Source organism: Desulfatiglans sp., assembly GCA_012513605.1.
GTDB lineage: Bacteria > Desulfobacterota > DSM-4660 > Desulfatiglandales > HGW-15 > JAAZBV01.
On record JAAZBV010000052.1, the window covers coordinates 14,434 to 38,810 of the forward strand.

Here is a 24,377-nt window from a genome sequence, read left to right on the forward strand (position 1 = left end):
ATGAATCAAAAAAAAGTCATTGATGACTTACCATTAAAAAACCTTATCGGGAGAAAAAATAATGGCAAAAGAAACAATAGTTACAGATTTCAAGCTTAAAGGTAGAGAGATTCTATCATCCTATGCAGCCTACACCATTGAAGGTGTAATGACAGCAAAGGTAAAAAGGGGCCGTGACAGTTATACAATAGAAGAAAGAAACGGCATTGCCAAAGGCACATCAGATGGTGAAAATGAGGCAATATATATCCCCAATGACAAGGCAATTAAATCCATTGAAAAAAACATTGTGCCCCTTTTACCCAAAAAGGTTGTTATCAAAAAACCTGCTGACATCATTAAGGCTGTAGAAGAGTTTGACCTGAAGCTTGTTGAAAAGGCAGGCCCCAACAAAAAGAAGTGGGGAGGGAATGCCTGCCTTGCCTCCTCCACGGTATTTTTCCAGATACTGTTAAAGGCATCAGGCTATGAGGCATGGCAACTGCTTGCGCCAAAGGGCATGAAGACATTTTATATGCCTAACATTGCATTCAATATGGTATGCGGCGGCGAGCATGTGCCAGGCACCAAACAGGACATACAGGAGATGTTCTTTTTTGCTATGAAGGAAAAGTCAATAAAAGGTGTTTTCACACAGGCCATAAAATTCTTCAGGCAGTTTGAAAAGAACCTGGTAAGGGACGGGCATACAACAGGAACCGCCAAGGAAAGAGGGTTTGTATTTCCGGTTAAAGATAATTATGAAGGTCTTAACAGGATCAGGGAGTGTGCAAAACAGATTGGATTAAAAATTACCGATTATGCAATAGGCACAGACAATGCCTTCAGCGAAATCCAGAAGACCGAAGAACTAAAGGAAAAGGGATTATATGACATGAGATTTTCCGGGCTGGGGATAAAGACCCGCGAAGAGCTTATTGAGTTTGACGCTGACATTGTAAAAAGTGCGGATAACTTTGTAACAATGGAAGACCCCGGCTCTGAATCGGATATCAAGGCCCATAAACTCATGAATGAAAAATATGGAAACAGGGTGCAGATAGTTATTGATGATGCAGCAGTAACACAGATGAGATTTATTATCCCCTTCCTTGCTGCACCTGAGCAGAAAGAGAGGGCTGGTAACTCTGTCCTTATAAAGCTCAACCAGGCAGGGACATTTACAGAGACCTCTCTTGCAACAGAGATTGTGCTTGGCATTGCAGACCCGGATCGTGTTGAAAAATTTCTAACCGCCAGAAAGGATTTGAGCGGGGTTTTAAAAGAGCTTAAGGCCCTTGGAGTTAAAAGCCTTAAGGAGGCGCTCGATAATATCAAAAAGATCGGTGCAACCGCCTTTTTCTCACACCGTTCAACAGAGGGTTCATCCGAATTTCTGCCATACATGCCCTTAATTTACGGCGCTGTATCAAGAAAGCTCTGGTTCAAGGCAGGCGCGCCCAATGGCGAAAGAAATCTGCAGAATTACAATCCTCTTATCAGGGCTGAAGAAGCAATGAGAGAAATGGGTATAAAGACTGTTGTTACTGGCTTTGAGGGGCTGCCGGACGGGGTAAAGATACCTGTGGTAAATAGACGAAGGTGATGTTTTTTCTTTTTTACACGGTTTGTATGTTTATACAAAATAAAAAAATCCAGATTATAGGGGTAACCACCGGTGGTTGCCAGGAGATGATTGTCCTGCACCATCATATGCGGGCAGGCACGGAGGCCTGCCCCTACTGCTATAATCACCATAATTCAATTTGCGTTACCTCTTTTACCATCATTCAGCATTTACATAGATGTTTGAGAATTCGTTTTAAACAAGGATGAGTCACGGTATAATCTTTTTCCCATTTTAACTGGTCACATTAAAAAATCCTTTCAGAAAAACAGGTGAAATCTGTGCAAAGAACAGATATATTGGGTTTAAACAAATACAGGGTTTTATAATGTGCGGAATAAGCGGAATAATCTCATACAATCTTTCTCAAGATGAAATACACCTCAGGCTTGAACAAATGGGGGCTCTTCAGGCCCATCGCGGCCCGGATGACAAAAGAGAGGCAGTCTATACCTTCAGGTCAGGTTTTATCGGATTTGGTTTCAGGCGGCTTTCCATCCTTGACCTAGAAACAGGCATGCAGCCTATCGTGTCACAGCAGGATCAATCTGCCATCATATGTAATGGCCAGGTCTATAATTATCTTGAACTAAAGGCCACTGCCCCTGAAATGGGTTATTCAACAAAAGGGGATATTGAGGTCGCCCTTAACATGTACAGAAAGCATGGCCTGGATTTTCTGAACATGCTGAACGGTATGTATGCCGGTGCGATATATGACCATATTAATAAAAAAATTATACTCTTCAGGGACAGGTTTGGTATTAAACCACTGTACTATACTGAATGGGAGAACAACTTCTTTTTTTCATCAGAGATAAAGTCTCTCTTAAAAGGGAACATGAGGCCGACACAGATCAACCGGGACCGAATAGAGACATTCTTTAAGTACCGTTATGTACCGGGTACAGATACCATGTTTGATGGTATAAAAAAACTTCCGCCTGGCTCTTACCTTGAGTACAACCTGGATAGTAAAAAATATGAAATAAAAAGATACTGGGATTATAAACTTGACCGGATCATACCTGATATGAAGCTAGAGGAGGCATCAGAAGAGTTCATAAGGCTTTTCAGGGATGCGGTCAGGATAAGGATGAGGTCGGATGTAGAGGTAGGCACGCTCTTAAGCGGGGGCATAGACTCCTCTGCTGTTTCATCAGAGGCAACAGTAACAAAACCAGACATCAGGCTCTTTTCCATCTCCTTTAATGAAGACAAGTATAATGAACTTCCGCTTATAGAGGAGTTTATCAAAAAGAATGGCAACAGGTTTAGATTAACAAGGCAGCATACCGGGCTGTGCGGATCAGAGATGCTTAAAGAGCTGCCTGAAATTATAAAATCCATTGAAGAGCCCATATCATTAGGCACAATCCTTCCAACAGACCAGGTATGCAGGATGGCGGGTGAAAGGGTGAAGGTTGTATTAACAGGAGAAGGGGCTGATGAGATATTTGGCGGGTACCGTAAATTTCTTTTAGAAACGGCTGCAAGCGTGTATCACGGCCTTTCTATTCCAGAGCAGAAAGTGATTGAAGAGATTTACCCTGAATTAAAATCATACATGAAAATAAGGAGTAACAATCCGGTTGAGAGATATATTCAGAGTGAATCACTTTTTACAGGTGATGAACTGAAGGAGCTGACCGGTAAGGATAGATTGAATGATCAATTTCCTATAGATGCCACACCATATTTAAGCGGTAACGAACACCCCCTTAATGCGGCTATAGCAATGGAAACCAGGGCAAGACTCCCAGACTATGTGATATTAAGGCTTGATAAACTCTCCATGAGGCATTCACTTGAGGCACGTACCCCGTTTCTTGATTACAGGCTTGCAGAGTTTGCTGCTACCCTGCCGGTTGACTTCAAGGTGAATCCTGCAAATAATCGTGAAAAATATATTTGCGGTAATTCATTTGCAATGTATTCTATCCTGGATAAGGAAACCGCCTTCAGGAAAAAACAGCCCTTTACCATACCAATGGCTGACTGGCTTTCAGAACCTTCAAGACTGCCTGAATGCATTAAAGAGGTGATGTTCGGGGATATGGTTAAAAAACAGGGCATTATCAACCCTGATATCCTGAAAAGACACATCAGCCTATTATCAAAGGAGGATGTAGGACCCAATACACTGGTTTCAGAGGCAGACAGGATTTATGCGGTTATTATATTCACCTTATGGTATGACCTTTTCTTTTCATAATGAGTGACTATAGTGTTCAAAAAACAGATAACAGGATATAAAAATATCATGTTGTTTGTTTAAGGAGAATATATGGATCAGGGTAAATACATTAAAGAATACAGCAGGAGACTACTTACATTACTGGAGGAAAAGATCATACCCGGCCAGCAGACATTCGGGTTTGAATATGAATTTTTACCAAAGCGTCCACTCAATCTTGATATCATGAATAAGATTTATATTTTTTTATCTGAAAAGGGATTTAAAAGAGAAGGCGCAGCCTTTGTGCATAAAAAATGCATGTACATAGATTTTGAGCCTGGCGGCCAGATAGAATTCCATACACAGCCACTCCTCGCACACGAAAAAGGAAGATTTACCGAATACCTAAACGAAATAAAAAATGTTTTGGATATTTTTAAAAAGGACCTGGGCATAGAATATCTTGCACAGGGTTATATTGCAGGACGTAAGGATTCACCACTCTGTCTTGATTCACAAAGGTACATCAACCTGCACAGCAGGCTTTCAAGATGCAGCACGAGGGGCTTAGATATGATGAAGGGCACTGCATCCATACATCTCCATGCCGGAATTAAAGATATTGATGAACTGCCTCTCATTCTTGCAGCCTTGATAAGAATGTCTGAGATGGATGAGTTTAAAATGGGGAGTGACAGGAGGGATATATGGGACAATACTGACCCATCCAGGTGCGGCCAGCCATTCAAGGTCAGGCATGATATGACACCATCTGAGGTGATTGAGATGATTGTGGATCATGCTGCAAGGGCATATCATATCGGGAAAAATCTGCCATTTTTAGAGACAGATGATTTGTCCTTTGATGCATTCATGTATCATCTTACGACTATCTTTACAGATATCAGGCTGAATATAAAAGGCCCATCCATTGAACTCAGGACCATTGACAGTGTGCTCTTTGATCAGTTTGAAGCTAAATGGCAAAGATTCATAAGTGTATTTCAGGAAACTTTATATCAACATACAGGAGAGGCTCTATGAAAAAGGTAACAATATATACAACCCAAAGCTGCCCCTACTGCATCAGGGCAAAAAAGCTTCTTGAAGATAAAGGGGTTAAATATTACGAATTAAGGATTGACCTTAACCCTGAACTCGCAATAGAGGCAGTAACAAAGAGCGGAGGAAGACGCACAGTACCGCAGATATTTATCGGGGATTATCATGTGGGAGGGTCTGATGAACTGCATGCTCTGGAAAAAGAAAATAAACTGAATGACCTGTTAGTCGAGTAGAGACAAGGCATGCCTTGTCTACGATTTACGTTTTTGTAACAAAAGGGTTACTTAATCTTTCATGCTCGATCTTTATACACCTGTCAACAACCAGAGTCACCCCGGCTTCTAATGCCTTTTCACACGCCTCACGATGAAATACGCCAAGCTGCATCCAGATCACCTTTATGCCTTTTTTAATAGCCTGGTCAACAGCATCAGGTATTCTTTCGTTACTTATAAAAAGATCCGCCATATCAACATCATAAGGTATATCCATCAGTGAACTAAAACATTTTTCGCCAAGTACCTCTTTCTGGCCCGGATTAACAGGGGTGATACTGTATCCGTGTTTAACAAGGTATCTGGCGACCATGTTGGATGGCCTCTCCTCCTTTGGTGAGAGACCAACAACAGCTATCTTCTTTGTTTTATCAAGTACCTGCCTGATTTTTTCTGGTGAAGGATTAATGCTGTCAATAAAAGATTTATCAGGGTTGATCATTTTATTATCTCGTTTACCTTTTTTACCTTTTCAGATATCTCCATGGCCTTTTTCACCCCGGGCACATGATTTATAACCTGTTTTTTAATGCCCTCCTCAATCGTATCAGGGGCATTTTCTTCTTCCTTTTTTTCAGGGGTCTCTTTTGATGGAGAGCTGATTATCTCTTTTTTGATATTCCTGAATTCACGTATTGCGCCGCCCAGCCCCTTCCCTATGTCAGGGATCCTCTTTGCGCCGAATAAGACAAATATTATAACAGCAATAACTATTAGCTCTGGCACTCCTAGTCCAAACATCTTTTATTTCCTTTTCATTTTACATACTCAACAGGTTGATCATCCTTGCCACGCGCCTCAACCGACCCTATATGATAGGCCGTTTCACCCACAGATTTAAAGCGCTCCAGGGCATCGCTCAGCTCATCTTCGCTTACTACTATGATAAGGCCAAGACCATTGTTAAATGTCCTCAGCATATCTTCATCAGAAATTTCCCCGGCCTTTTGCATATACTGGAAAACAGGATGAGGTGTCCATGATGATGTTTTTATTACAAGCTTACATTGCGCAGGCACTATCCTTGGGAGGTTATCCGTAAGCCCTCCACCGGTAATATGGGCTATCCCATAAATACGGAACCCCTTGCTGATGTTACTGAGTGTCTTGACATAGATTCTTGTGGGGGTAAGGAGCTCTTCGCCAAGGGTCTTTCCGAATTCATCCACATAGTCAGTAACCTTCATCTTCAACTGGTCAAAAAAGATCTTCCTTGCAAGGCTGTATCCATTGCTATGCAGTCCGCTTGAACTGATACCTATGAGCTGGTGACCAAAGGCAATCTCAGAACCATCAAGGAGCTGGTCATTATCCACGATCCCGGTAACGAATCCGGCAAGATCATACTCCCCTTCACTGTAAAAACCGGGCATTTCAGCAGTCTCACCTCCTATAAGAGAGCAGTTTGCCTCTATGCAGCCCGCTGATATGCCTTTTACTATCTCCACACACCTGTTAACATCAAGTTTTCCCATTGCTATATAATCAAGCAGGAAAAGGGGTGTTGCACCCTGAACAATTATATCGTTTACACACATGGCAACAAGGTCAATGCCTACTGTGTCATGTTTGTCCATCATAAAGGCAACTTTCAGTTTTGTGCCAACACCGTCTGTTGATGCCACAAGAACCGGGTTCTTCATATCCTGTACAGGCATTGAATAAAACCCTGAAAAACCGCCTATATCAGTGATAACATTCGGTTTAAATGTCCTGGATACTATTGGTTTTATCAGCTTTACAAAATTATTTCCGGCATCAATGTCAACGCCTGCCTCTGAATATTTATCTTTTTTCTTCTTTGATGTCATTAAAAGTCCCTACCAGTCCGCTTATAAATATTGATTACCAATCGAGCATTCGATTTGTCTAATTTATAAATAAAAAGATGATAAATAGTGTGTCAGATACCCTGTTTTGTCAACAGATTTCTTCCTGCATAAAATAGAAGGAAATTATTCACGAACAAGCACCTTAAGAAAAAGATCACCGCTCCGGTCGTAAGATATCCTCTTTCCCATACCCCTTAACCTGAGCATGGAGCCATCCTTTACACCAGGCGGTATGGTTACCCTGAAAAGCCTTTGCTGAAATCCCCAGGGTATATTGACCATTTTTCTTGTTCCGTGTATTGCCTCCAGCGGGCTTATCACAATATCGCCGCTAAGATCAGGGTTTTCTGTGGTACTGGTCGTATGAATATTCTGCAACCCTGGTGTCCCTTTTTTTGATGTAGCCACACGCAGTTTATCGCCTATGCCTGACCTTGGGGTGACCAGCAGCATCTTTAAAAAGATTATCCCTGCGATAAAGCCTCCTATATGGGCCCACCAGGCAATACCGCCGCCATGAGCCGGTGATCCTGCCGCATTTAAAAATTGCAGTAAAAACCAGATACCAAGGAATATAAAGGCAGGCACCTCTATTAAATATGGGATAAAGAAGAGAGGTATCAGCGTAAGTATCTTTGACCTTGGATATAAAATCATGTAAGCTCCCATTACACCTGCAATAGCCCCGCTCGCCCCTATCGTGGGTATGGTGGAATGGGGGTTCAGCGCCAGATGTAACACGCCTGATGCAATGCCGCTCAGCAGATAAAAAATCAGGTACCTTACATGACCAAGCCTGTCTTCTATGTTGTCACCGAATATATATAATGACCACATATTACCTAAAAGATGCCAGAACCCGCCGTGAAGAAACATAAATGAAACAAGGGCTATTACCTGTTCAAGTGGATTAAACATCCTCCCTATCTCCGGCACCGTGTACCTTGCCGGAACAAGCCCGTAGACGCGTATAAATGAATCAAAGCTGGTTCCCTGAGACAGTTGGATCAGAAAAAAAAAGATATTTACAGCAATTAATATATTGTTAACAACCGGGTAATTTTTTGAACTAATTGTATCTCGTAATGGTAACATATCTCTTCCAGTTTAATGATATAGATCAGTAATAGCAGAATCTATCATTCTGCGGAAGATAAAATATGCACTGTATATATAACAAGATAACAACCGGTGCTTAAATGATCCTTTATTATATCTCTTAAGCCGGAAAAAAGTTGCATTAACATTTTCAGGCAGTCTTTGACAGGTAAATTCTATTGACATTTCCTGCACTTATTTCTAAACAGTTATAACATCTTTAAGTAGAATTTTAGAAATTTACAGGGCCTGAATTTTGAATATCGCCCAAGGCAAGCATGTTCCGGTTAAACGCATACGGGTAAAAAATGGAAGAGAGCTCAGTAGACAGAAGTTTTTCAGAGAGCCTTGCAGGCATAAAAAATATCGGCAGGTATGAAATAGTCTCAAAACTAGGCCGGGGCGGTTCAGGCATTGTGTTTCTGGCTAAAGACCCCTATATAAAAAGAAAGGTGGCAATCAAGATTGCCCAGACCCCAACAGACAGGTCAAGGGAGAAATTTCTTGTTGAGGCGCAGTCAGCAGGGCAGTTCAGCCACCCAAACATAGTATCTATCCATGATGCGGGTGTACAGGCAGATTTCTGCTACATTGCAATGGAGTATATTGAGGGGCACACCCTTAACAGATACTGTGATAAAAATAATCTTCTTCCCCTCCAAAAGGTTATTGAGATCATATTGAGCGTATGCAGCGCCCTTGACTACAGCCACAGGATGGGGATTATCCACAGGGATATTAAGCCTGCCAATATCATGCTCGATGAAGAGGGTTTAACCAAGATCACCGATTTCGGGGTTGCCCAGATGATAGAGGATATACCTTCAGCCGGTTTTTTTGGCACCCCGAGCTATATGTCACCTGAACAGGTCAAGGAATCTGCAATCGGTTTTCAGAGCGATATCTTTTCAGTTGGCTGTGTATTGTATGAACTCCTTTCCGGGGAGCAGGCATTTCCTGGTGATAATAATTTTTCTATTATCTATAAAATAATCAACACAGAGCCTCCGACTATACTTTCCATACGAAATGACCTGCCTGAGATAATGGGTGATATTGTTAAAAAGGCAATCGCAAAGAATGCAGGTGCAAGGTATCAGACATGCACTGAGCTTGCCTATGATCTGAGGATTGCACTAAGGGGCATATCAGGCTCTGCAGTAAGCAGTGACAAGATAAAGGATGTGGCCGATTACATATCACACCTTAAATTCTTCCAGAGCTTCCCCCATGACGAGGTAAAAGAGATAGTGTCACTGAGTCAGATACTCAAGATAGAAAATGGGAAAAAAATAGTCTCTGAAGGAGAGATAGACGATACATTTTATATACTGATGAGCGGAAGGGCCGGAGTCAGGAAAAGCAGCAGCCTTATAGCCACCATAAATACTGGAGACTGTATTGGTGAGATGGCCCTTATAGGGAGCCAGAAGAGGATAGCAGATGTTACAGCCGAAACAGACTGCATCCTGTTAAAGATCAGCGCATCACTACTTGATAATGCATCCGATTCCCTGAAGCATCTCTTTTTTAAAAACTTCGCGGTAACACTGGTCCAGAGATTATCCACATCCTCCAGAAATAGATAGAATCACAGATCAGTAATACCCTTATCTGTAAATCTTTCATACTGTTTTCTATAGTGTGGATTGCTTCTATCAAGCATTATTGCCTCTTCTATTAACCGGATAGCCTCCTCTCTTTTGCCCATTAGAAAGCAGGCCTCTGCAAGTGTATCTAAGGATTCCGGTGACCTTTCAAGCCTTACAGCGTCCTTTGCCAGTTCATAGCCCCTTTTGATATCATCAGGATCAGGGTTTTGTGCTGAAATAAGAAGCCACGCAAGATTGTTAAGGGCCATAGCCTGTTTTCTGTCAATGACAATTACCTTTTCATATATCTCTTTTGCCTTATCAACCTTTTTCATATCATTATAAACCATGGCAATGTTCATCATAAGCTCAACATCATTCAGGTTTTGTTTTGACTCCTTTTTAATAATAAAACTTATAAGGCTGTATGTTATTTGATTTTTAACAGTGGGTATGAAAAAGATAGATGATAATAACAACACTCCAGTAAGATATGCTATAAAAGCAGATACCATAAGCCTTTTGTGTCTTTTTATCAGATCAGGGTTTTCTTTGCTTTTTAATAGAAATTCCACCCTTTGTCTGATACTGAAGTGGTGCCAGCTTGGCAGATCCCTTATCTTCCCGCTTAAAAGGGCTATCTTTTCAAATGAGCTTATTATAGGTTCAGGGTCATTAAGTGTGACTGCTGCATAGACATCAGCCTCCCTTTCAAAGTGGCGCATGAAAAATCCCATAATAAACCTGAAATATATGATCAGTCCCAGGACTACAGGGAGGGAAAAAACAAGTATATGCAGACTTTCTGTCATGCTGTGTGATGAAAATTTTGAAACCAGGTATCCAGTGAAAATGAGATAATAGTCTGAATCAATAAGCCCCATAACAAGTATGAAAAAACCGATAAATAGTAATGAGAGCTTTACCTGGTGTTTATATTTTGCATGCCCTGCCTCATGGGCCATTACCGCATTCAGTTCAGATGGTGAAAGTATATCCATAAGAGAATCGGTGATCATGATATACCTGTATCCAGGTATGATCCCCATTATCCCTGCGGTCATCATCTTTCCTTCAAGGAGCGGCCAGTTTACGATATCTCTGTATCTTAATCCCAGTTGCCTAAGAAAATTTCTTATGCCCTCTGCCTTTGAAGAATCAGGCAAAGGTTTACAGCCCCAGAAAGACTTTATCACAACAGGTATAAAAATCATGATAATGAGTAGAAATACCAGAAGAAAGATGATCTGACCTGCGGGCCTGTCAAGAAATATTTTAAGCCCCTGCCAGGGACTGTAGTTAATAAGATCAGTAACAATAGAGAGCATTAACCACGGGAATAAAACAGGTATATTAAACCTGATATTTCCTGATATAAAACGCCTCTTGCCAATATCTGTTCCAAAAATCATGTTGTAGGCAGGATGGGCAAAATGCCACATGGTGCTTAAATAGATGATAAAGATAATTAAGGCAGAAAGCCCCTGGAAAACATATATGCTGCCTGCAACCGGTATTGCCTCTATCAGCCCTTTCAGGTTAAATGAAAAGAGGTCAATGCTGAAGAGAATAATAGCTGATAAAGAGAGTTTGAAAATAAGCCTCTGGTAGATGGCCGCATAACCTGATGAAGCACCCCTCTCATATGCCTTGATGAGACGTCTGAACCCCATCCTGCACATAAAGGCATAGATGGCCCAGAAAAGGGCTATCATGGTTATACTGTATAACAGGGAGCCGGAAATATCCCTGTCATAAAGGCTTATATTAAATAAAAGGAGAACAATAATAAAATAGATTATATTATTGAACATACCCTCTATTTATTTCCATTATCATCAGACTTGAATTCCAGGTTACCACCGCCCGGCGGTAAGGTTATGTCACCCTTTATCTGGATAGATACATTATGTCTGTCTTCAAGCTCCACCAGTTCATGTCTCTTCTTATTAAGGATATAGTCTGCCACTTCAACTGGAAGGGCAGCAACAACACTTGATATACCACCTTTAAGCACCCCTTTTTGTATCCTGCGCATAAATGAAAGTGCAGCAGCCCCAGGGCCTATTACCATACCCCTCCCCTGGCAGTGACCACATGTGATATAGGTCTTTGATTCAATGGAAGGCCTTAACCTCTGGCGCGATAGCTCAAGTAAACCGAACTTTGAGATAGGGGCCACATCGGTCTTTGCCCTGTCTTTTTTTAGCTCTTCACGCAGGGTTTTTTCAATCGCCCTCATGTGTTTTCTATCGCGCATGTCAATAAAATCTATAACCACCAGACCGCCGAGGTCACGTAACCTTAACTGCCTGGCTGCCTCCACTGCCGCCTCAAGATTGGTGCTGAAGGCCATGCTTTCTACATCCTTGCTGCTTTTTGCCCTGCCTGAATTTACATCTATGGCAATTAACGCCTCGGTTGGGCCAAAGACAATTGACCCCCCTGATTTGAGCTTTACGTTGTTCAGATAAATGCTTTCAATCTGCTCTTCAACACCGTAGTTGTCAAAAATGGGTCGGTTTTCCTTGTAGAGTTTAACCTTGCTGGAATCCCTTGGGGAAAAAATCCTCATGTATTCCTTTATCTTGGAATAGGTCTCCTTGTCATCCACTATGACCTCTGAAACCTCACTGTTATAATAATCCCTGAGGGTCCTGAGACAGAGGTCATCCTCCTTGTGTACAAGGGTATATGGAGGGAGCTTTGCTACATCCTTCTTGATATTTTTCCAGAGCCTCAACAACCTGTTAAGATCTTTTGAGAGGTCTTTTTTGCTCTGACCTTCAGCGACTGTCCTGATGATATAGCCCACACCTTCAGGATATTTCATATTATTCATTATTTCCTTGAGGCGGTTTCTCTCTTCTTCGCTCTCTATCTTCTTGGATACGCCGTTTATTGTACGGCCAGGGGTAAGAACAACATACCTGCCTGCAAGGGAGATATATGTGGTGAGATGAGCGCCCTTTTTACCCGGCATCTCCTTTAACACCTCAACAAGAAGTTCCTGCCCCTTGTCTATAACCTTTTCAATTGGGGGGTAAGGGCGATCCCTGCTTGTTTCAACTGCCTCGTTGTAATATTCCGGGTGGATTGAGTCTATGGGCAGAAAGCCATTCTTATCAGCCCCGAAATTGACAAAGCAGGCCTGGAGGCTGGGCTCTATACGTTCAACCACCCCTTTGTAGACATTACCCTCCATCTGCTCGCCGCTTATGGTATCAATATGAAACCCTTCAAGCATACCATCAGAAACAAAGGCGATACGGAGCTCTTCTGACTCAACCGCATTGATCAACATAATTTCTTTTTTCATAAATTTTCTCTTCCTGTATATTTTAATAAACAGCAATTAGATTGCTGTAATTTTCTTTGTTAGATACCATCATTTGAGTTAATTTTAAACACTGCTATCTGGTTTAAACCTAAAAGTCAATATTCGTCAGCCAGGATTTCATCAGGTACCTTTTAATGTTTCCTGTTAATCACGCTTGCCGCATACCCTGCACCGAAGCCATTATCAATATTCACCACTGTAACACCTGATGCGCATGAATTCAGCATACCTAAAAGGGCAGCTATACCGCCAAAACTTGCGCCATATCCAACGCTTGTGGGCACAGCAATTACAGGTTTATCAACAAGGCCTCCTATCACGCTCGGAAGCGCCCCCTCCATACCTGCTACAACAATAAGCACCTCTGCGCTGAAAAGTGTCTCTTTTCTCGCAAGTATTCGATGAAGGCCTGCAACGCCAATATCATTTACAATCTCAACCCTGTTTCCCATAAACCCTGCTGTAACAGCCGCCTCTTCAGCAACTGGTATATCAGATGTGCCTGCACATATCACAAGAATGGTGCCACGTCCTGTGATTTCAACAGGCTTTTTTGTCAAAGTAAGGGCCTTGCACCTTTCATGATATTTGCTCTCCGGGAACTCCTTCAAAATCTTTTCCGCCTTCTCATCAGAAAGCCTTGTAACAAGGATGCGCTCATCCTTTTCGTACATTCTTTTCATTATAGATATGATATCTTCGACCCTTTTTCCCTGACCGAATATCACCTCAGGTGTGCCCTTTCTGAGTTCCCTGTGATGGTCTATATTTGCAATGCCAATATCCTCAAATGGCAGGGTTTTAAGGCTCTCCATCACCTCTTCAACCGTAAGATTATTATCCCTGAGATCGGTCAGAAGTTCTTCAAGTTTTTTTTTGTTCAAAGGTATCCCCTTCCCGGAATATCTATTATTTTAATCAGAAGCACTGTTTTGATTATATAACTTCCTGCGGTCCGGTCACACTGTATATCATATGAACAGCCATTTTGATACAGGCTTATCAAATAATTCATGCTTTCAGTGGAAATTAGTAAATTTTACAATAAATTACAATCTTTTTATTCATCCCTCTGGATGCCTCATTTGAACTTGCCAAAAAAAAGGGCGTCATGATCTTGAACCAGGCTGCAACCGTATTACATGCATCAATAAACGAAAGCGGATCATGGAGGATACAGGGGATAACGACGAGTGGACTTACTCTCTTTGATTTAAAGTAATTTTGTTATTCAATCGTGATGTAATGAACAAGCAAGCGAAGTCTGTTTGTTGTTTGTACATAGTGGTAGAAGGACGCGGAGCGTCAGAAAAGGATGTTCCCACGGTGACCATAAGAACAAGAGGAAGGCTAAAGCCAATGGATGCCAGCCTTCGCGGGCATGACGACATAATATTTTTTTCTAAATATAACTTTGCGGTCTTCGCGTCTTTGTTTACCCTGTTAAACATTTTTTGTTGTTGTTTCACCGGGGCGGTTAATCTTTTCCTTGTCCCTTTTTTATTCTTTATAAACGATACCAAATTTTTTGCCTTGACAATGGTTTTATTTTAGAGTCAAAATTTATTTAAGATTCAAAAATGTATGATATTTATAATATAAATATCAGCTTTCCATAGTGTCCTTTATGACACAGAGTCATTAGAAAGCTATCAGGAAGGAGGCTCATTTTGTATCAGTTCAGACCGGTAACAGATCGAATGCGCACAATGTATGAAGCGATTCGTGAGCGTATATATCATGTAGACCCGGAACGATCACTCATCGTTACAGAAGCACATAAAAAATATGAGAAGGTTATACCTCTTCTCAGGTACCCGATGATCTTCCGCGAGATGTGTGAAAAGATGACCCTGAGGGTCGAAGATTTTGAAATCCTGGTGGCAAACAACAGCAAATATTTTTGCGGTACTATAATCAATCCCATCTGGGGCGGAGGAGAGACATACCTGAACCCTGTTGATAAGGGCGAATGGAAAATGGGCGATGACGGCTATTATCACAATTCCGCCACTGATGAGCTTCGAATGATCATGAGCCAGAAAGACTATGACGAGCTGAATTCAGTTCGTGAGTACTGGAAGAGGCGCACCTTTACGAGTCAGGCAGACGCATGGCAGCCTGAGGGTTATGATGAACTGGCTAATCTTGCAGTTCGCGACTTTGGAAAGGAAGCACCGCTTATTCTGATGCCTCCGGGTCACATGACGCCCGGATATTCTAAAATACTGAATACAGGTTATGCTGCCATCTCTAAACAGGCAAGAGAGTGGATGGATGCGCACAGGAACAACCTTATGGGTGATGATGTAGAGAGATATATTTTCTACTCTTCCGTGGAGATATCCTGCATGGGAGCAACAACCCTGCTCAAACGATACGGGCAGACATGCTTTGATAAGGTTAAAGAATGCAGTGACATAAAGCGTAAGGCGGAGCTTACCCAAATGGGTGAAAACCTGATGTGGATTTCCGAGAACCCTGTTCGTACCTTCTGGCAGGCATGTCAGGCGGCGCTGCTTTATGAAATGATGATATCAATGGCAGGTGTAAATGATATCGGCTCTTTCGGTCGCTTTGATCAGTATACCTGGCCCTTTTTAAAAAAGGACGTTGAAGAAGGCAGTATCACCATGGATCAGGCACAGGAGATTGTCGACTGCTTTTTCATGAAGGTAAACAGCTTTTATAATGGCGGTATTGGCCCGCTTGTTCCAATAATCGGGATCGGTAATACCTACCTTCATACCACCATAGGAGGCGTAGACCCTGATACAGGGGAGGACGCCAGCAACCCGGTCACCTACATGACGCTAGAGACATTGGGCAGGCTCAGTCTGCATGATCCGACAGTCTCTCTTCGTGTACACAAAAACACGCCCGATAAGCTGTGGGAGTGCGCCATTACTGTAAACAAACTGGTGGGAGGTCTGCCCCTGTACCAGAACGATGATGTCATTGTCCCCGGTATTATGAAGGAGCTTGGATTCAGCCTGCGTGACGCTAGGGATTACGCACTTATCGGCTGCCAGGAAATTACAGGCTCAGGTAATGACTATGCAGCAGGAAGCGGGATATCACCTCCCAGCGGATATCTGCATTACAGTTCTATGTTTAACATGGCAATCAACGACGGTATTAACCCCTATAACGGCGAACGGTGCCCCATCCACACAGGATACCTGTACGATATGAAGTCAATCGAAGAGGTAAAGGAGGCTTTTACCGCTGTTGCCCGTTATATAGTCAGGGCGCAGGTGTCCATTGACAATTATCTTGAATATATCTTTATGAATAATATGATCTTCCCTATAGTTTCCATATCAGTAGATGGCTGTATGGAAAGCGGAAAAGATATCTCATGCGGAGGAGCCAGATACAACTCATACGGCGGAACTGCCGTGGGCCTGGCCACCATCGCGGACTCAATCACTGCAATTAAATACATGTGTTTTGACAATAAAAAATGCACAACACGCGAGCTCTACGATGCGGTTATGGCCAACTGGGAGGGATACGAGTCTCTTCGCCAGATCATCATAAACGAGGCGCCGCACTTCGGCAATGCCAATCCTTATGCTGATATGGAAATGAAGTGGGTAACAGATACCTATTACAATGTCTGCAAAGATTGCTACAGCACCAGGTCGAAAACCTATAAGGCCGGCATGTACAGCGCTGCTAACCATGTTGCTCAGGGTTACCATACCTGGGCGACACCGGACGGTCGAAAAGCCGGCATGCCGATCGCGGACGCCGCTTCTCCAGTTCAGGGGAGGGACAGGCTCGGACCAACAGCCGTGCTTCAATCCGCTCTATCTTATGACCATGGCAAATTTATGGACGGTATGGCGCTGAATGTACGAATCCATCCATCGGTGCTCGACCGGGAAGATGGGATCGCAAAGGTGCGTGACATGACAAAGACATATCTGAATTCAGGCGGAATGGAAATACAGTATAACATAGTATCCTCCGACACCATGCGCGCAGCGCAGGCGGACCCGGAGACCTACCGCGATCTTGTCGTGCGTATTGCGGGCTTTTCCGCCTATTTTGTGGAGCTTTCTCTCGACTGCCAGAATGATCTTATTTCACGTACTGAAAATTATTTGTAGTGAGTTATCACACGACTGGAGTTGATATTTTCCCTTGTTCCCATGATGTTCGTGGGAACAAGAGGATGAGTGTAATTTCAGATAAAACTATAAGCTCACCTTTTATACCTGTCCAGAAACCCGACCCACTGGACATTCACATTTATGGAACTAAAATCCATATCCACCTTACCTTTAAGGATGTATGGCCTTGCTGCATTTAGCATATGGCAGTAGGTGTTATACACCTTTGGGAAAAACACGGCTTCATATATGCCGGTTGTATCCTCAAATGAAACAAATTTCATCTGGTCACCCTCCTTTGTCATAACAGTTTTGCCTGTTACAAGCCAGCCTGTCATGGTTACATATCTGCCCACAAGCCCAGGTAGATCCTTTGCCTGTATATAATGGATATCTTTAAGAAGATCATTATAGAGTTCAAGAGGGTGCATGGAAATGATAAATCCCAGGGCATCTGATTCATTTTTAAGCATTACCTGCCCTGAATAATCCTCTCTCTTCAGGACCTCTTTTCGGGCAGGCACATTCTTTTTACCATAATCAAACAGGGTTGGAATAGCCTTGTCTTCCTGCTTATCAAAAAACTCAAGTGCCTGCCACACAAGCCCCGGCCTATTGATGCCATTACCAATAGCATCAATGGCCCCGGCCTTTATGAGCGCTTTCACATCCTGAAGGTGAATATGGCCTGACATGCGCCGCAAAAAATCATGAAACGATGTAAACAGGCCATTTTTATTACGCTCATGGATGATTGAATCCTTTGCATCTCTTGTGAGTTCACTTATCTGCATGAACCCTATTCTTATGTGTCTATCCTTACCAGTATATTTAATCTCACTCAGGTTGATATCCGGCGGGAGGATTGTAATCCCCATGCGCCTTGCCTCGGAGATATACCCGTATGTGGAGTAGTACCCCCCGCCGTTTGATATAACAGCGGCCATGAACTCGGCAGGATAGTGCGCCCTGAGCCATGCTGATTTGTATGCCACCATGGTATAGCTTGCCGAGTGGGGTTTACAGAAGCTGTACCCGTCAAACCCCATTATCATATCCCACACCTGATCAATTATATCCCCTGTCACCCCCTTTTCAGATGCCCCTTTTATAAACCTCTCGTGAAAATCCCTTAGTTTTTTCTCGCGGTTTTTTTTACTTACCACCTTCCTCAGCATGTCTGCCTCAGCGGCATCAAAACCTGCCATGTATATGGCGGCCTGGCTCAACTGCTCCTGAAAGACCATAATACCAAGTGTCTCATCCAGTACAGGCGCTAAAAGCTTATGAACATGCTCCCACGGCTCACCATGAAGCCTTGAAACCCATGTTCGTATACACTGGTTGGATGCCGGCCTTATAATGGATGTAACAACGACATTCAGGAGAAAATGATCCATGTTTATGTAATTGCTGAATGGAATTCCGCTCGCCACCTTTGTGAGTACCTGCCTTGTGGCAGGGCTCTCAAAATAGAAGACACCGAATGTGTCACCTTTGTAAAATATCTTCACTGTTTCAGGGTCATCTATTGGGTTCCAGTCTTCATAGTCTATTTTGATACTGTAATTTTTTTCTACAAGGGCAATTGCATCCCGTATAACTGCGAGGCTTCTGTTGCCCAGGATGTCTATTTTAACAAGCCCTGCCTCCTCCACAGAGTCCTTTTCCCACTGGAGCACCTGAACCCCGTTTGCAGATATCTCGACAGGGCAGTAACGCCTAATTTCATCAGGCACAATCACCACACCGCCACAGTGGACAGAGAGGTGATTCAGATGATTTTCAAGCTGGACTGCGGTTTCAATTATTTGATTCCACGGGGTGGTAAACTCTACGCCCCTCATCTTTGGATGATCCATTAACCCCTGCCATACATCCTTAAGACGCCATGCAAAGCCGATCCTCTCTGTTACAGTGCCGATCTCCTGCTCAGTAAGCCCGAACACCTTGGCAACCTCCCTTATTGCAGAGCGTGCCCCAAAGGTATTATGATTTGCCACCATAGCGGCCTTTTTATTCCCATGATGTGAAAAAAGGTAGTCCAGCACCTGCTCGCGCTCATCCCATGCAAAGTCTATATCTATATCAGGCGGGTCAACCCTGCCGGGGTTCAGAAAACGTTCAAAAAAAAGGTTATGCCTTATGGGGTCAACATGGGTTATACCTAAGGCATATGAGACAATGGATGCAGCAGCGCTCCCCCTGCCGCATGAACGGGGCGATTTTTTTGCGAGGTCAGCCACAACAAGAAAATAGTGGCTGAAATTCTTTTCAGATATGATCCGCATCTCATGGTCAATGCGCGCCTGTACCCTTTCTGTAATCTCGCCATAACGCCTTTTGCACCCCGCTATTGTTGCATTGTAAAGCGTGTCAAATGCCTGTTTATCGCCCATCCTCTCAAAGGAAGGAAAGGTGAGGCTGAATATATCCCACTCCCTCATGCACTCATTAGCCACCCTGACCGTATTTGCGATTGCATCAGGGGCATGGGGGAAGTGGTCAACCATTGATTGTGCTGAACAGAAAAAATTGTGTTCAAGGCAGCAATCATTTTTTTTAAGACGGGAGAGCTTTGTGTTAAGTGCTATTGCCCTTAATACCCTGTGGAGCTGGTACTGCTCTTTATTAATAAGATACACCCTGTTTGTGGCAATAGGCGGGAGACTGTACTCCCTTGCAAAGGCAAGGCACTTATGCATGCTGTACCCCGGTGACATCTCAACATAGAGGTCTGTATCCGAATCACGCCTGAGGGCCTTAAGCAGCCTGAAATCATCCGAGAATATTATAAGCCCGTTTCTGTATTCCCTGAGCGCGTCAGCCAGTTCAAAACCCTTGTGACACTGCCTGGCAGATATGATACGGCACAGGTTTGAGTACCCTTCCCTGCTTTTTACCAGGATGACCGCCCTGCTGTTATCTGTTGTGATCTCGCTCCCAACAATGGGCCTGATACCCATCTCACGGGCTGTTTCAAGAAAAAATATAAGCCCGTACAGGCCGTTTGTATCAGTAAGGGCAAAGGTATTCATACCTGTATCAAGTGCAGCATGGCAGAGCGCTTCGATTGCGCCAATGCCGCGGCACCTGGAAAAGGAGGAGTGGACGTGAAGGTGGATAAAAGCCATGATATCACCACAGAGACACAGAGATCACAGAGTTTTTGTTTTAAAGTATTAATCTTTTTATTCCCTGCTTTAAAACAGGTACATTAAAATTTATTAAAAGGCCAATCTTAAGGCCTCTCAATTTTAAATAAGTCAATAATTGTGCCTCATGTATAGGTAACAAACCATCAACAGACTTCAACTCAAGAATGACAATGTTTTCCACCAGAATATCTATTCTGTATCCACAATCCAGTGTTATACCTTTATATTTGATTGGAAGAGATTGCTGTCTTTCATAATGAATATGGTGCAATTTGAATTCATGACAAATGCATTCCTCATAGGTAGATTCCAGAAGGCCTGGGCCCAACTCTTTATGTACTTCAATTGCCGCACCAATTATCTGACCTGTAAGATTATTTATCTCCATTCTATCGCTCCTTATCATAATATATCGAATTGTTTCTGTTTTCTAAGGAAGCATTCATTTAACCCAACAGATGTTACTCTGTTTGATTAAAACAATCACATCCTCTGTGCCCTCTGTGTCTCTGTGGTTAGACTATAGTTTTCCCATAATTAACCAGTGCGTCCCCATACTTACCCCTTATTCTGTCCATCGCAACAGATATGCTGTTCCTTTTTAAGACCCCCTGATCAGGCCGTGAAAAGAGCGGAAGCTGCCCTGCTGTTTTTTTGAGGTCTGTAAACCTGACCCTCATGAATCTTACAGCGCATCTCCTGTCACAGGCCCTGAAAAAGAGACCTTCAATAACCGGGTAAAGTTCGCTCTCCCAGAAACCCTGTGAGGTAAGGGTGGCCTTTCTTACACTCTCCAGTTGATCCGAGTACCTGACCATAAGCCCTGCCCTGCCCGGCCTTAGCCCCCTTTTTCTGAGCCTTTGGCTGCATCTCTCTACAAGCCTGTAGAGCTCGGCCAGAAGAGATTCATCATCATTGATATCCCTTTCAAGGGTGACATCCTCGCTTATTTCAGGTTCTGCTGAGGGTGGAAGCACAGGGGTGGGATCAATGCCTGTTGCCCTCTCGTGTATAACCCATGCCTGATTCTTGAAGATCAACTTCAGGTTACAGGCCTCCATCTCGGCTATCTCCTTCACAATGGTGATATTAAGCTCTTCAAGGAGCATACGGCTTTTCACATGGCCTATGCCGGGGAGATAATCTACACCAAGGGGGGCCATAAAGGATGATTCTTTTCCCTGATCAATATCCATGATGCCGCCTTTTGGTAAAAGCCTTGATGCAATGCTTGAGACCATCTTGTTCCCTGCAACACCAACCCCACCGGAAAGTGAGAGGCGGGCATTTATGTCGCGGCTTATGCGCATGGCAGCATCCTTTGCCCTGCCCCACAGCCGATTTGTGCCTGTAATATCAAGAAAGATATGCCCCGGTTTTGAGGGCTCCCACACAGGCGTATACTCGGAAACAGCCCTTGAAAGAAGCATTGAACCCCTTTCCACCAGGGCCGGGTTCGGTGGGAGCACAATCAGTTCAGGGCAGAACCTTAATGCCTTTCCAATGGCCATACCCGTGAATATCCCTTCACCCCTGGCCTCTGATGATGTAGCAAGGATCAGGGCCCGGTCTGACTGTTGCGGCGCAACAACAACAGGTCTCTCCCTCAACTCCGGATGATTAAGCCTCTCCAGGGTTATGGGGAAGGAGGGAATATGGACATGTAAAACATTACGAACCATGCAAATAACTCATACATGATACAGGTATCAAAATGGTGTACGGTTTAAGGTATAAGGTTTACGGTAAGATTTTTGATCTGGCCATAATCAGCTTTGACAGCATGCTCCCGATGGCATTACATTCTTCGCTTAATAATTCAAATTGCTGTCTGGGAATATAGCCTATTTCATGTGCTATAATTGCCTGATTGAGAAGTTCTGCAGCAGAACCTTTAGCAATATAGAAGAAATTTACAGATTGTTTATTCGTATTCAGCTCATCTCCCTCAGCTATATTACTCGGTATGGAAATTGCTGCTCTCCAAATCTGATCTTTTAAGCAATAATCCCTTTTTAAAGGACCCTGATTGATTATTTTATAAATGGAAACAGCCAGACCCTTAGCGCGTTGCCAGACTTTAAGCTTCTGAAAATCTCCCATAACAATCCCTCCTTATACCTCAAACCGTACACCGTATACCTAATACCATAAACCTCAAACCATAAACCTCAAACCGTAAACCTCACACCGTACACCGTGTCTTTATTTATAGTACCTCAACACCCCAACAACCTTACCCTCTATGCGCAGGTCTCCTTTCTCCACAAATATGGATTCCATACCCTCATGGGCAGGCCTCAGTTCCACATGTTTGCCTGTTTTGTAATACTTTTTTACTGTTGCCTCGTTACCTATGAGGGCAACCACTGTTTCGCCTATCTCTGCCCATGACTGTTTTTTGACTATAACAAAATCACCATCCATTATCCCCTCTTCCTGCATGGAAAAGCCCTGAACCTCCAGGACAAAGTGATCCCCCCCGCCAAGCATGGAGGGAGGCACCTCAATAACATCATAGTTTTCAATGGCCTCAATGGGTTTTCCGCCTGCAACCTTGCCTAATAGCGGGAGTTCAAGCCGTTTTGTCTCAACAGGGCTTATTACCTCTATGGAACGCTTCATGTTTTTTTCAGGCAGGCGTATATACCCCTTTTTTTCAAGCAGTTTAAGGTAGGTGGTTACAGTGTTGTAGGAGCTGAACCCGAAACGGGTGCATATCTCATCAAAACTGGGGGACTGCCCCCATTCACCAATATAGCCGGATATATAGGTAAGCACATCCTTCTGTTTATCTGTGAGTTTCATCCCCTGCCCCCTTTTGTTTGTTTATATGCAAAGCAACAGCTCTTTCAGTTAAACTTACAGCTTACAAAATATTACTGTAATTAAAACTGTAAGTCAAGCGATAAAAATAAGGCATAATGAAATGGCCCCCTTAAGCCGATATAATTGAAGTAGATTTAAAAATTTATTATTTGAGTTAAACTGGCATAAAATTTGATAATTATGATATTATGCATTAGCCTGACAACAATGAAAAAGCCGGGTTAAGGAGTGTTTAGCTAAACAAAAACCTTTACAAATGGTGGCATGATGAGTCTACGCATACAAAGAAATTCGATATGGAAAACAACTCTCTCAATAATCCTTTTTGCAGCCTGCATATCACTTGCAGGTTGTGGAGACAGGGGCGACAAGGTATATAAGGTGGGCATTCTATCTGAGGTAGAGGCCTTTACAATAATTGCGGACGGTTTCAAGTCAAAAATGGCTGAGCTGGGCTATGTAGAGGGGAAAAATATCCTCTATGATGTCAAGATCGCCAATATGGACCCTGAACAGGAGAAGCAGGTTGCCAGGGATTTTGTTAAGGATAATGTAGACCTGATTTTTACCTTTCCCACAGAGGCAAGCATTGCAGCAAAAGAGGCGACCAGGGACACAGATATCCCGGTTGTTTTTGCCAACGCTAATATAGAAGGAACAGGCCTTATAGAAAGCATACGTCAGCCTGGCGGCAATATCACAGGTGTCCGGTTTCCAGGGGCCGATAATGATGTGATGCGCCTCAGTTTTTTTCCAAAGTTTGTTCCCAATGCAAAACGTATACTGATACTCTATGATCCCAATTATCCTACAACACAAAAGGTTGCAGAGGCCCTGCGTGAGGCAGCGCCATCATTTGGAATAACACTGCTTGAGGACCACATAACAAGTGTAGAAGGGCTTAAAGATACCCTAAATAAACGGAGCGCCCAGGCGGATATAGGCATAAATGCCATACTTATTATGCCCGAGTTTATCAACCATGCGCCTGACGGTTTTCAGGCTATAGTAGATTTTACCAATAAACACAGGATACCCCTTGGGGGCGGCGCCCCGTTTACTGTAGATCAGGGGGCCATTTATACCTTTCACCCTGATTTTTTTGAAACAGGCATGCTTGCTGCCACAATGATAGATAAGATATTCAAAGGCACACCTGCTGGAACAATACCTGTTGCATCACCTGAGAGCCACCTTCGTATAAACTACAAGGCTATGCAGGAACTTGGGTTACCGATTAATGAGGGATTATTGAGCAGAGCAAAGGAGATAATCCGGTAAA

At 43.2% G+C, this 24,377-nt stretch carries 19 protein-coding genes; 7 read left to right on the top strand and 12 right to left on the bottom strand.

Annotation, left to right across the window (positions count from 1 at the left end; genetic code table 11):
- The first annotated feature begins 61 nt into the window (after positions 1-61).
- From GX654_06835 to grxC, 4 genes are all read left to right on the top strand, one after another.
- On the top strand, positions 62-1,585 hold the full coding sequence (locus GX654_06835; GenBank protein NLD36568.1) for a hypothetical protein: 1,524 nt from the start codon (positions 62-64) through the stop codon (positions 1,583-1,585).
- A gap of 349 nt (positions 1,586-1,934) precedes the next feature.
- Positions 1,935-3,821 (top strand): asparagine synthase (glutamine-hydrolyzing), encoded by a 1,887-nt coding sequence (gene asnB / locus GX654_06840; GenBank protein ID NLD36569.1) that lies wholly within the window; start codon positions 1,935-1,937, stop codon positions 3,819-3,821.
- A gap of 72 nt (positions 3,822-3,893) precedes the next feature.
- A complete protein-coding gene (locus tag GX654_06845; GenBank protein ID NLD36570.1) occupies positions 3,894-4,829 on the top strand; it encodes a hypothetical protein in 936 nt (311 codons plus the stop codon).
- A complete protein-coding gene (gene grxC / locus GX654_06850) occupies positions 4,826-5,083 on the top strand; it encodes a glutaredoxin 3 (protein ID NLD36571.1) in 258 nt (85 codons plus the stop codon). The genes GX654_06845 and grxC overlap by 4 nt, the downstream gene beginning before the upstream one ends.
- Before the next feature lie 25 nt (positions 5,084-5,108).
- Here the strand turns inward: grxC and GX654_06855 are convergent, their stop codons facing one another.
- From GX654_06855 to GX654_06870, 4 genes are all read right to left on the bottom strand, one after another.
- Entirely contained in the window at positions 5,109-5,567 is a 459-nt protein-coding gene (locus tag GX654_06855) for a CoA-binding protein (GenBank protein NLD36572.1), read from the bottom strand.
- Entirely contained in the window at positions 5,564-5,866 is a 303-nt protein-coding gene (locus GX654_06860) for a twin-arginine translocase TatA/TatE family subunit (protein ID NLD36573.1), read from the bottom strand. The genes GX654_06855 and GX654_06860 overlap by 4 nt, the downstream gene beginning before the upstream one ends.
- A gap of 14 nt (positions 5,867-5,880) precedes the next feature.
- Positions 5,881-6,936 (bottom strand): phosphoribosylformylglycinamidine cyclo-ligase, encoded by a 1,056-nt coding sequence (locus GX654_06865; GenBank protein ID NLD36574.1) that lies wholly within the window; start codon positions 6,934-6,936, stop codon positions 5,881-5,883.
- Positions 6,937-7,080: 144 nt separating this feature from the next.
- Positions 7,081-8,052: a rhomboid family intramembrane serine protease gene (locus GX654_06870; protein NLD36575.1), complete on the bottom strand. Its 972-nt coding sequence runs from the start codon at positions 8,050-8,052 to the stop codon at positions 7,081-7,083.
- Between the two features lie 311 nt (positions 8,053-8,363).
- On the opposite strand from GX654_06870, the gene GX654_06875 reads away from it, so the two are divergent.
- Entirely contained in the window at positions 8,364-9,644 is a 1,281-nt protein-coding gene (locus GX654_06875; protein ID NLD36576.1) for a protein kinase, read from the top strand.
- Positions 9,645-9,646: 2 nt separating this feature from the next.
- Here the strand turns inward: GX654_06875 and GX654_06880 are convergent, their stop codons facing one another.
- From GX654_06880 to larB, 3 genes are all read right to left on the bottom strand, one after another.
- Positions 9,647-11,461 (bottom strand): M48 family metalloprotease, encoded by a 1,815-nt coding sequence (locus tag GX654_06880; protein NLD36577.1) that lies wholly within the window; start codon positions 11,459-11,461, stop codon positions 9,647-9,649.
- Positions 11,462-11,466: 5 nt separating this feature from the next.
- Positions 11,467-12,966: an Rne/Rng family ribonuclease gene (locus GX654_06885; protein NLD36578.1), complete on the bottom strand. Its 1,500-nt coding sequence runs from the start codon at positions 12,964-12,966 to the stop codon at positions 11,467-11,469.
- Between the two features lie 152 nt (positions 12,967-13,118).
- The gene (gene larB / locus GX654_06890) at positions 13,119-13,871 is read right to left on the bottom strand and encodes a nickel pincer cofactor biosynthesis protein LarB (protein ID NLD36579.1); all 753 of its coding nucleotides are present in this window, start codon (positions 13,869-13,871) and stop codon (positions 13,119-13,121) included.
- Positions 13,872-14,657: 786 nt separating this feature from the next.
- On the opposite strand from larB, the gene GX654_06895 reads away from it, so the two are divergent.
- Entirely contained in the window at positions 14,658-17,105 is a 2,448-nt protein-coding gene (locus GX654_06895) for a hypothetical protein (GenBank protein NLD36580.1), read from the top strand.
- 95 nt (positions 17,106-17,200) lie between these two features.
- Here GX654_06895 and GX654_06900 read toward each other — a convergent pair whose 3' ends face one another.
- From GX654_06900 to lexA, 5 genes are all read right to left on the bottom strand, one after another.
- Complete coding sequence (locus GX654_06900; GenBank protein ID NLD36581.1) at positions 17,201-20,242, bottom strand: DNA polymerase III subunit alpha; 3,042 nt, start codon at positions 20,240-20,242, stop codon at positions 17,201-17,203.
- 40 nt (positions 20,243-20,282) lie between these two features.
- Positions 20,283-20,654 carry a GxxExxY protein gene (locus GX654_06905; protein NLD36582.1) on the bottom strand — a complete coding sequence of 124 codons (372 nt, stop codon included), beginning with the start codon at positions 20,652-20,654 and terminating at the stop codon, positions 20,283-20,285.
- 127 nt (positions 20,655-20,781) lie between these two features.
- Positions 20,782-21,948 carry a DNA polymerase IV gene (locus GX654_06910; protein ID NLD36583.1) on the bottom strand — a complete coding sequence of 389 codons (1,167 nt, stop codon included), beginning with the start codon at positions 21,946-21,948 and terminating at the stop codon, positions 20,782-20,784.
- Positions 21,949-22,006: 58 nt separating this feature from the next.
- Positions 22,007-22,369 (bottom strand): four helix bundle protein, encoded by a 363-nt coding sequence (locus GX654_06915; GenBank protein NLD36584.1) that lies wholly within the window; start codon positions 22,367-22,369, stop codon positions 22,007-22,009.
- A 102-nt stretch (positions 22,370-22,471) separates the two neighbouring features.
- A complete protein-coding gene (lexA, locus tag GX654_06920; protein ID NLD36585.1) occupies positions 22,472-23,074 on the bottom strand; it encodes a transcriptional repressor LexA in 603 nt (200 codons plus the stop codon).
- A gap of 285 nt (positions 23,075-23,359) precedes the next feature.
- On the opposite strand from lexA, the gene GX654_06925 reads away from it, so the two are divergent.
- Positions 23,360-24,376 (top strand): hypothetical protein, encoded by a 1,017-nt coding sequence (locus tag GX654_06925; protein NLD36586.1) that lies wholly within the window; start codon positions 23,360-23,362, stop codon positions 24,374-24,376.
- Position 24,377 lies beyond the last annotated feature (1 nt).

Bases quoted from the DNA above. Each gene is read 5' to 3' on its own strand.
- GX654_06835 (NLD36568.1), top strand. From the start codon at position 62: ATGGCAAAAGAAACAATAGTTACAGATTTCAAGCTTAAAGGTAGAGAG.
- asnB (NLD36569.1), top strand. From the start codon at position 1,935: ATGTGCGGAATAAGCGGAATAATCTCATACAATCTTTCTCAAGATGAA.
- GX654_06845 (NLD36570.1), top strand. From the start codon at position 3,894: ATGGATCAGGGTAAATACATTAAAGAATACAGCAGGAGACTACTTACA.
- grxC (NLD36571.1), top strand. From the start codon at position 4,826: ATGAAAAAGGTAACAATATATACAACCCAAAGCTGCCCCTACTGCATC.
- GX654_06855 (NLD36572.1), bottom strand. From the start codon at position 5,567: ATGATCAACCCTGATAAATCTTTTATTGACAGCATTAATCCTTCACCA.
- GX654_06860 (NLD36573.1), bottom strand. From the start codon at position 5,866: ATGTTTGGACTAGGAGTGCCAGAGCTAATAGTTATTGCTGTTATAATA.
- GX654_06865 (NLD36574.1), bottom strand. From the start codon at position 6,936: ATGACATCAAAGAAGAAAAAAGATAAATATTCAGAGGCAGGCGTTGAC.
- GX654_06870 (NLD36575.1), bottom strand. From the start codon at position 8,052: ATGTTACCATTACGAGATACAATTAGTTCAAAAAATTACCCGGTTGTT.
- GX654_06875 (NLD36576.1), top strand. From the start codon at position 8,364: ATGGAAGAGAGCTCAGTAGACAGAAGTTTTTCAGAGAGCCTTGCAGGC.
- GX654_06880 (NLD36577.1), bottom strand. From the start codon at position 11,461: ATGTTCAATAATATAATCTATTTTATTATTGTTCTCCTTTTATTTAAT.
- GX654_06885 (NLD36578.1), bottom strand. From the start codon at position 12,966: ATGAAAAAAGAAATTATGTTGATCAATGCGGTTGAGTCAGAAGAGCTC.
- GX654_06900 (NLD36581.1), bottom strand. From the start codon at position 20,242: ATGGCTTTTATCCACCTTCACGTCCACTCCTCCTTTTCCAGGTGCCGC.
- GX654_06905 (NLD36582.1), bottom strand. From the start codon at position 20,654: ATGGAGATAAATAATCTTACAGGTCAGATAATTGGTGCGGCAATTGAA.
- GX654_06910 (NLD36583.1), bottom strand. From the start codon at position 21,948: ATGGTTCGTAATGTTTTACATGTCCATATTCCCTCCTTCCCCATAACC.
- GX654_06915 (NLD36584.1), bottom strand. From the start codon at position 22,369: ATGGGAGATTTTCAGAAGCTTAAAGTCTGGCAACGCGCTAAGGGTCTG.
- lexA (NLD36585.1), bottom strand. From the start codon at position 23,074: ATGAAACTCACAGATAAACAGAAGGATGTGCTTACCTATATATCCGGC.
- GX654_06925 (NLD36586.1), top strand. From the start codon at position 23,360: ATGATGAGTCTACGCATACAAAGAAATTCGATATGGAAAACAACTCTC.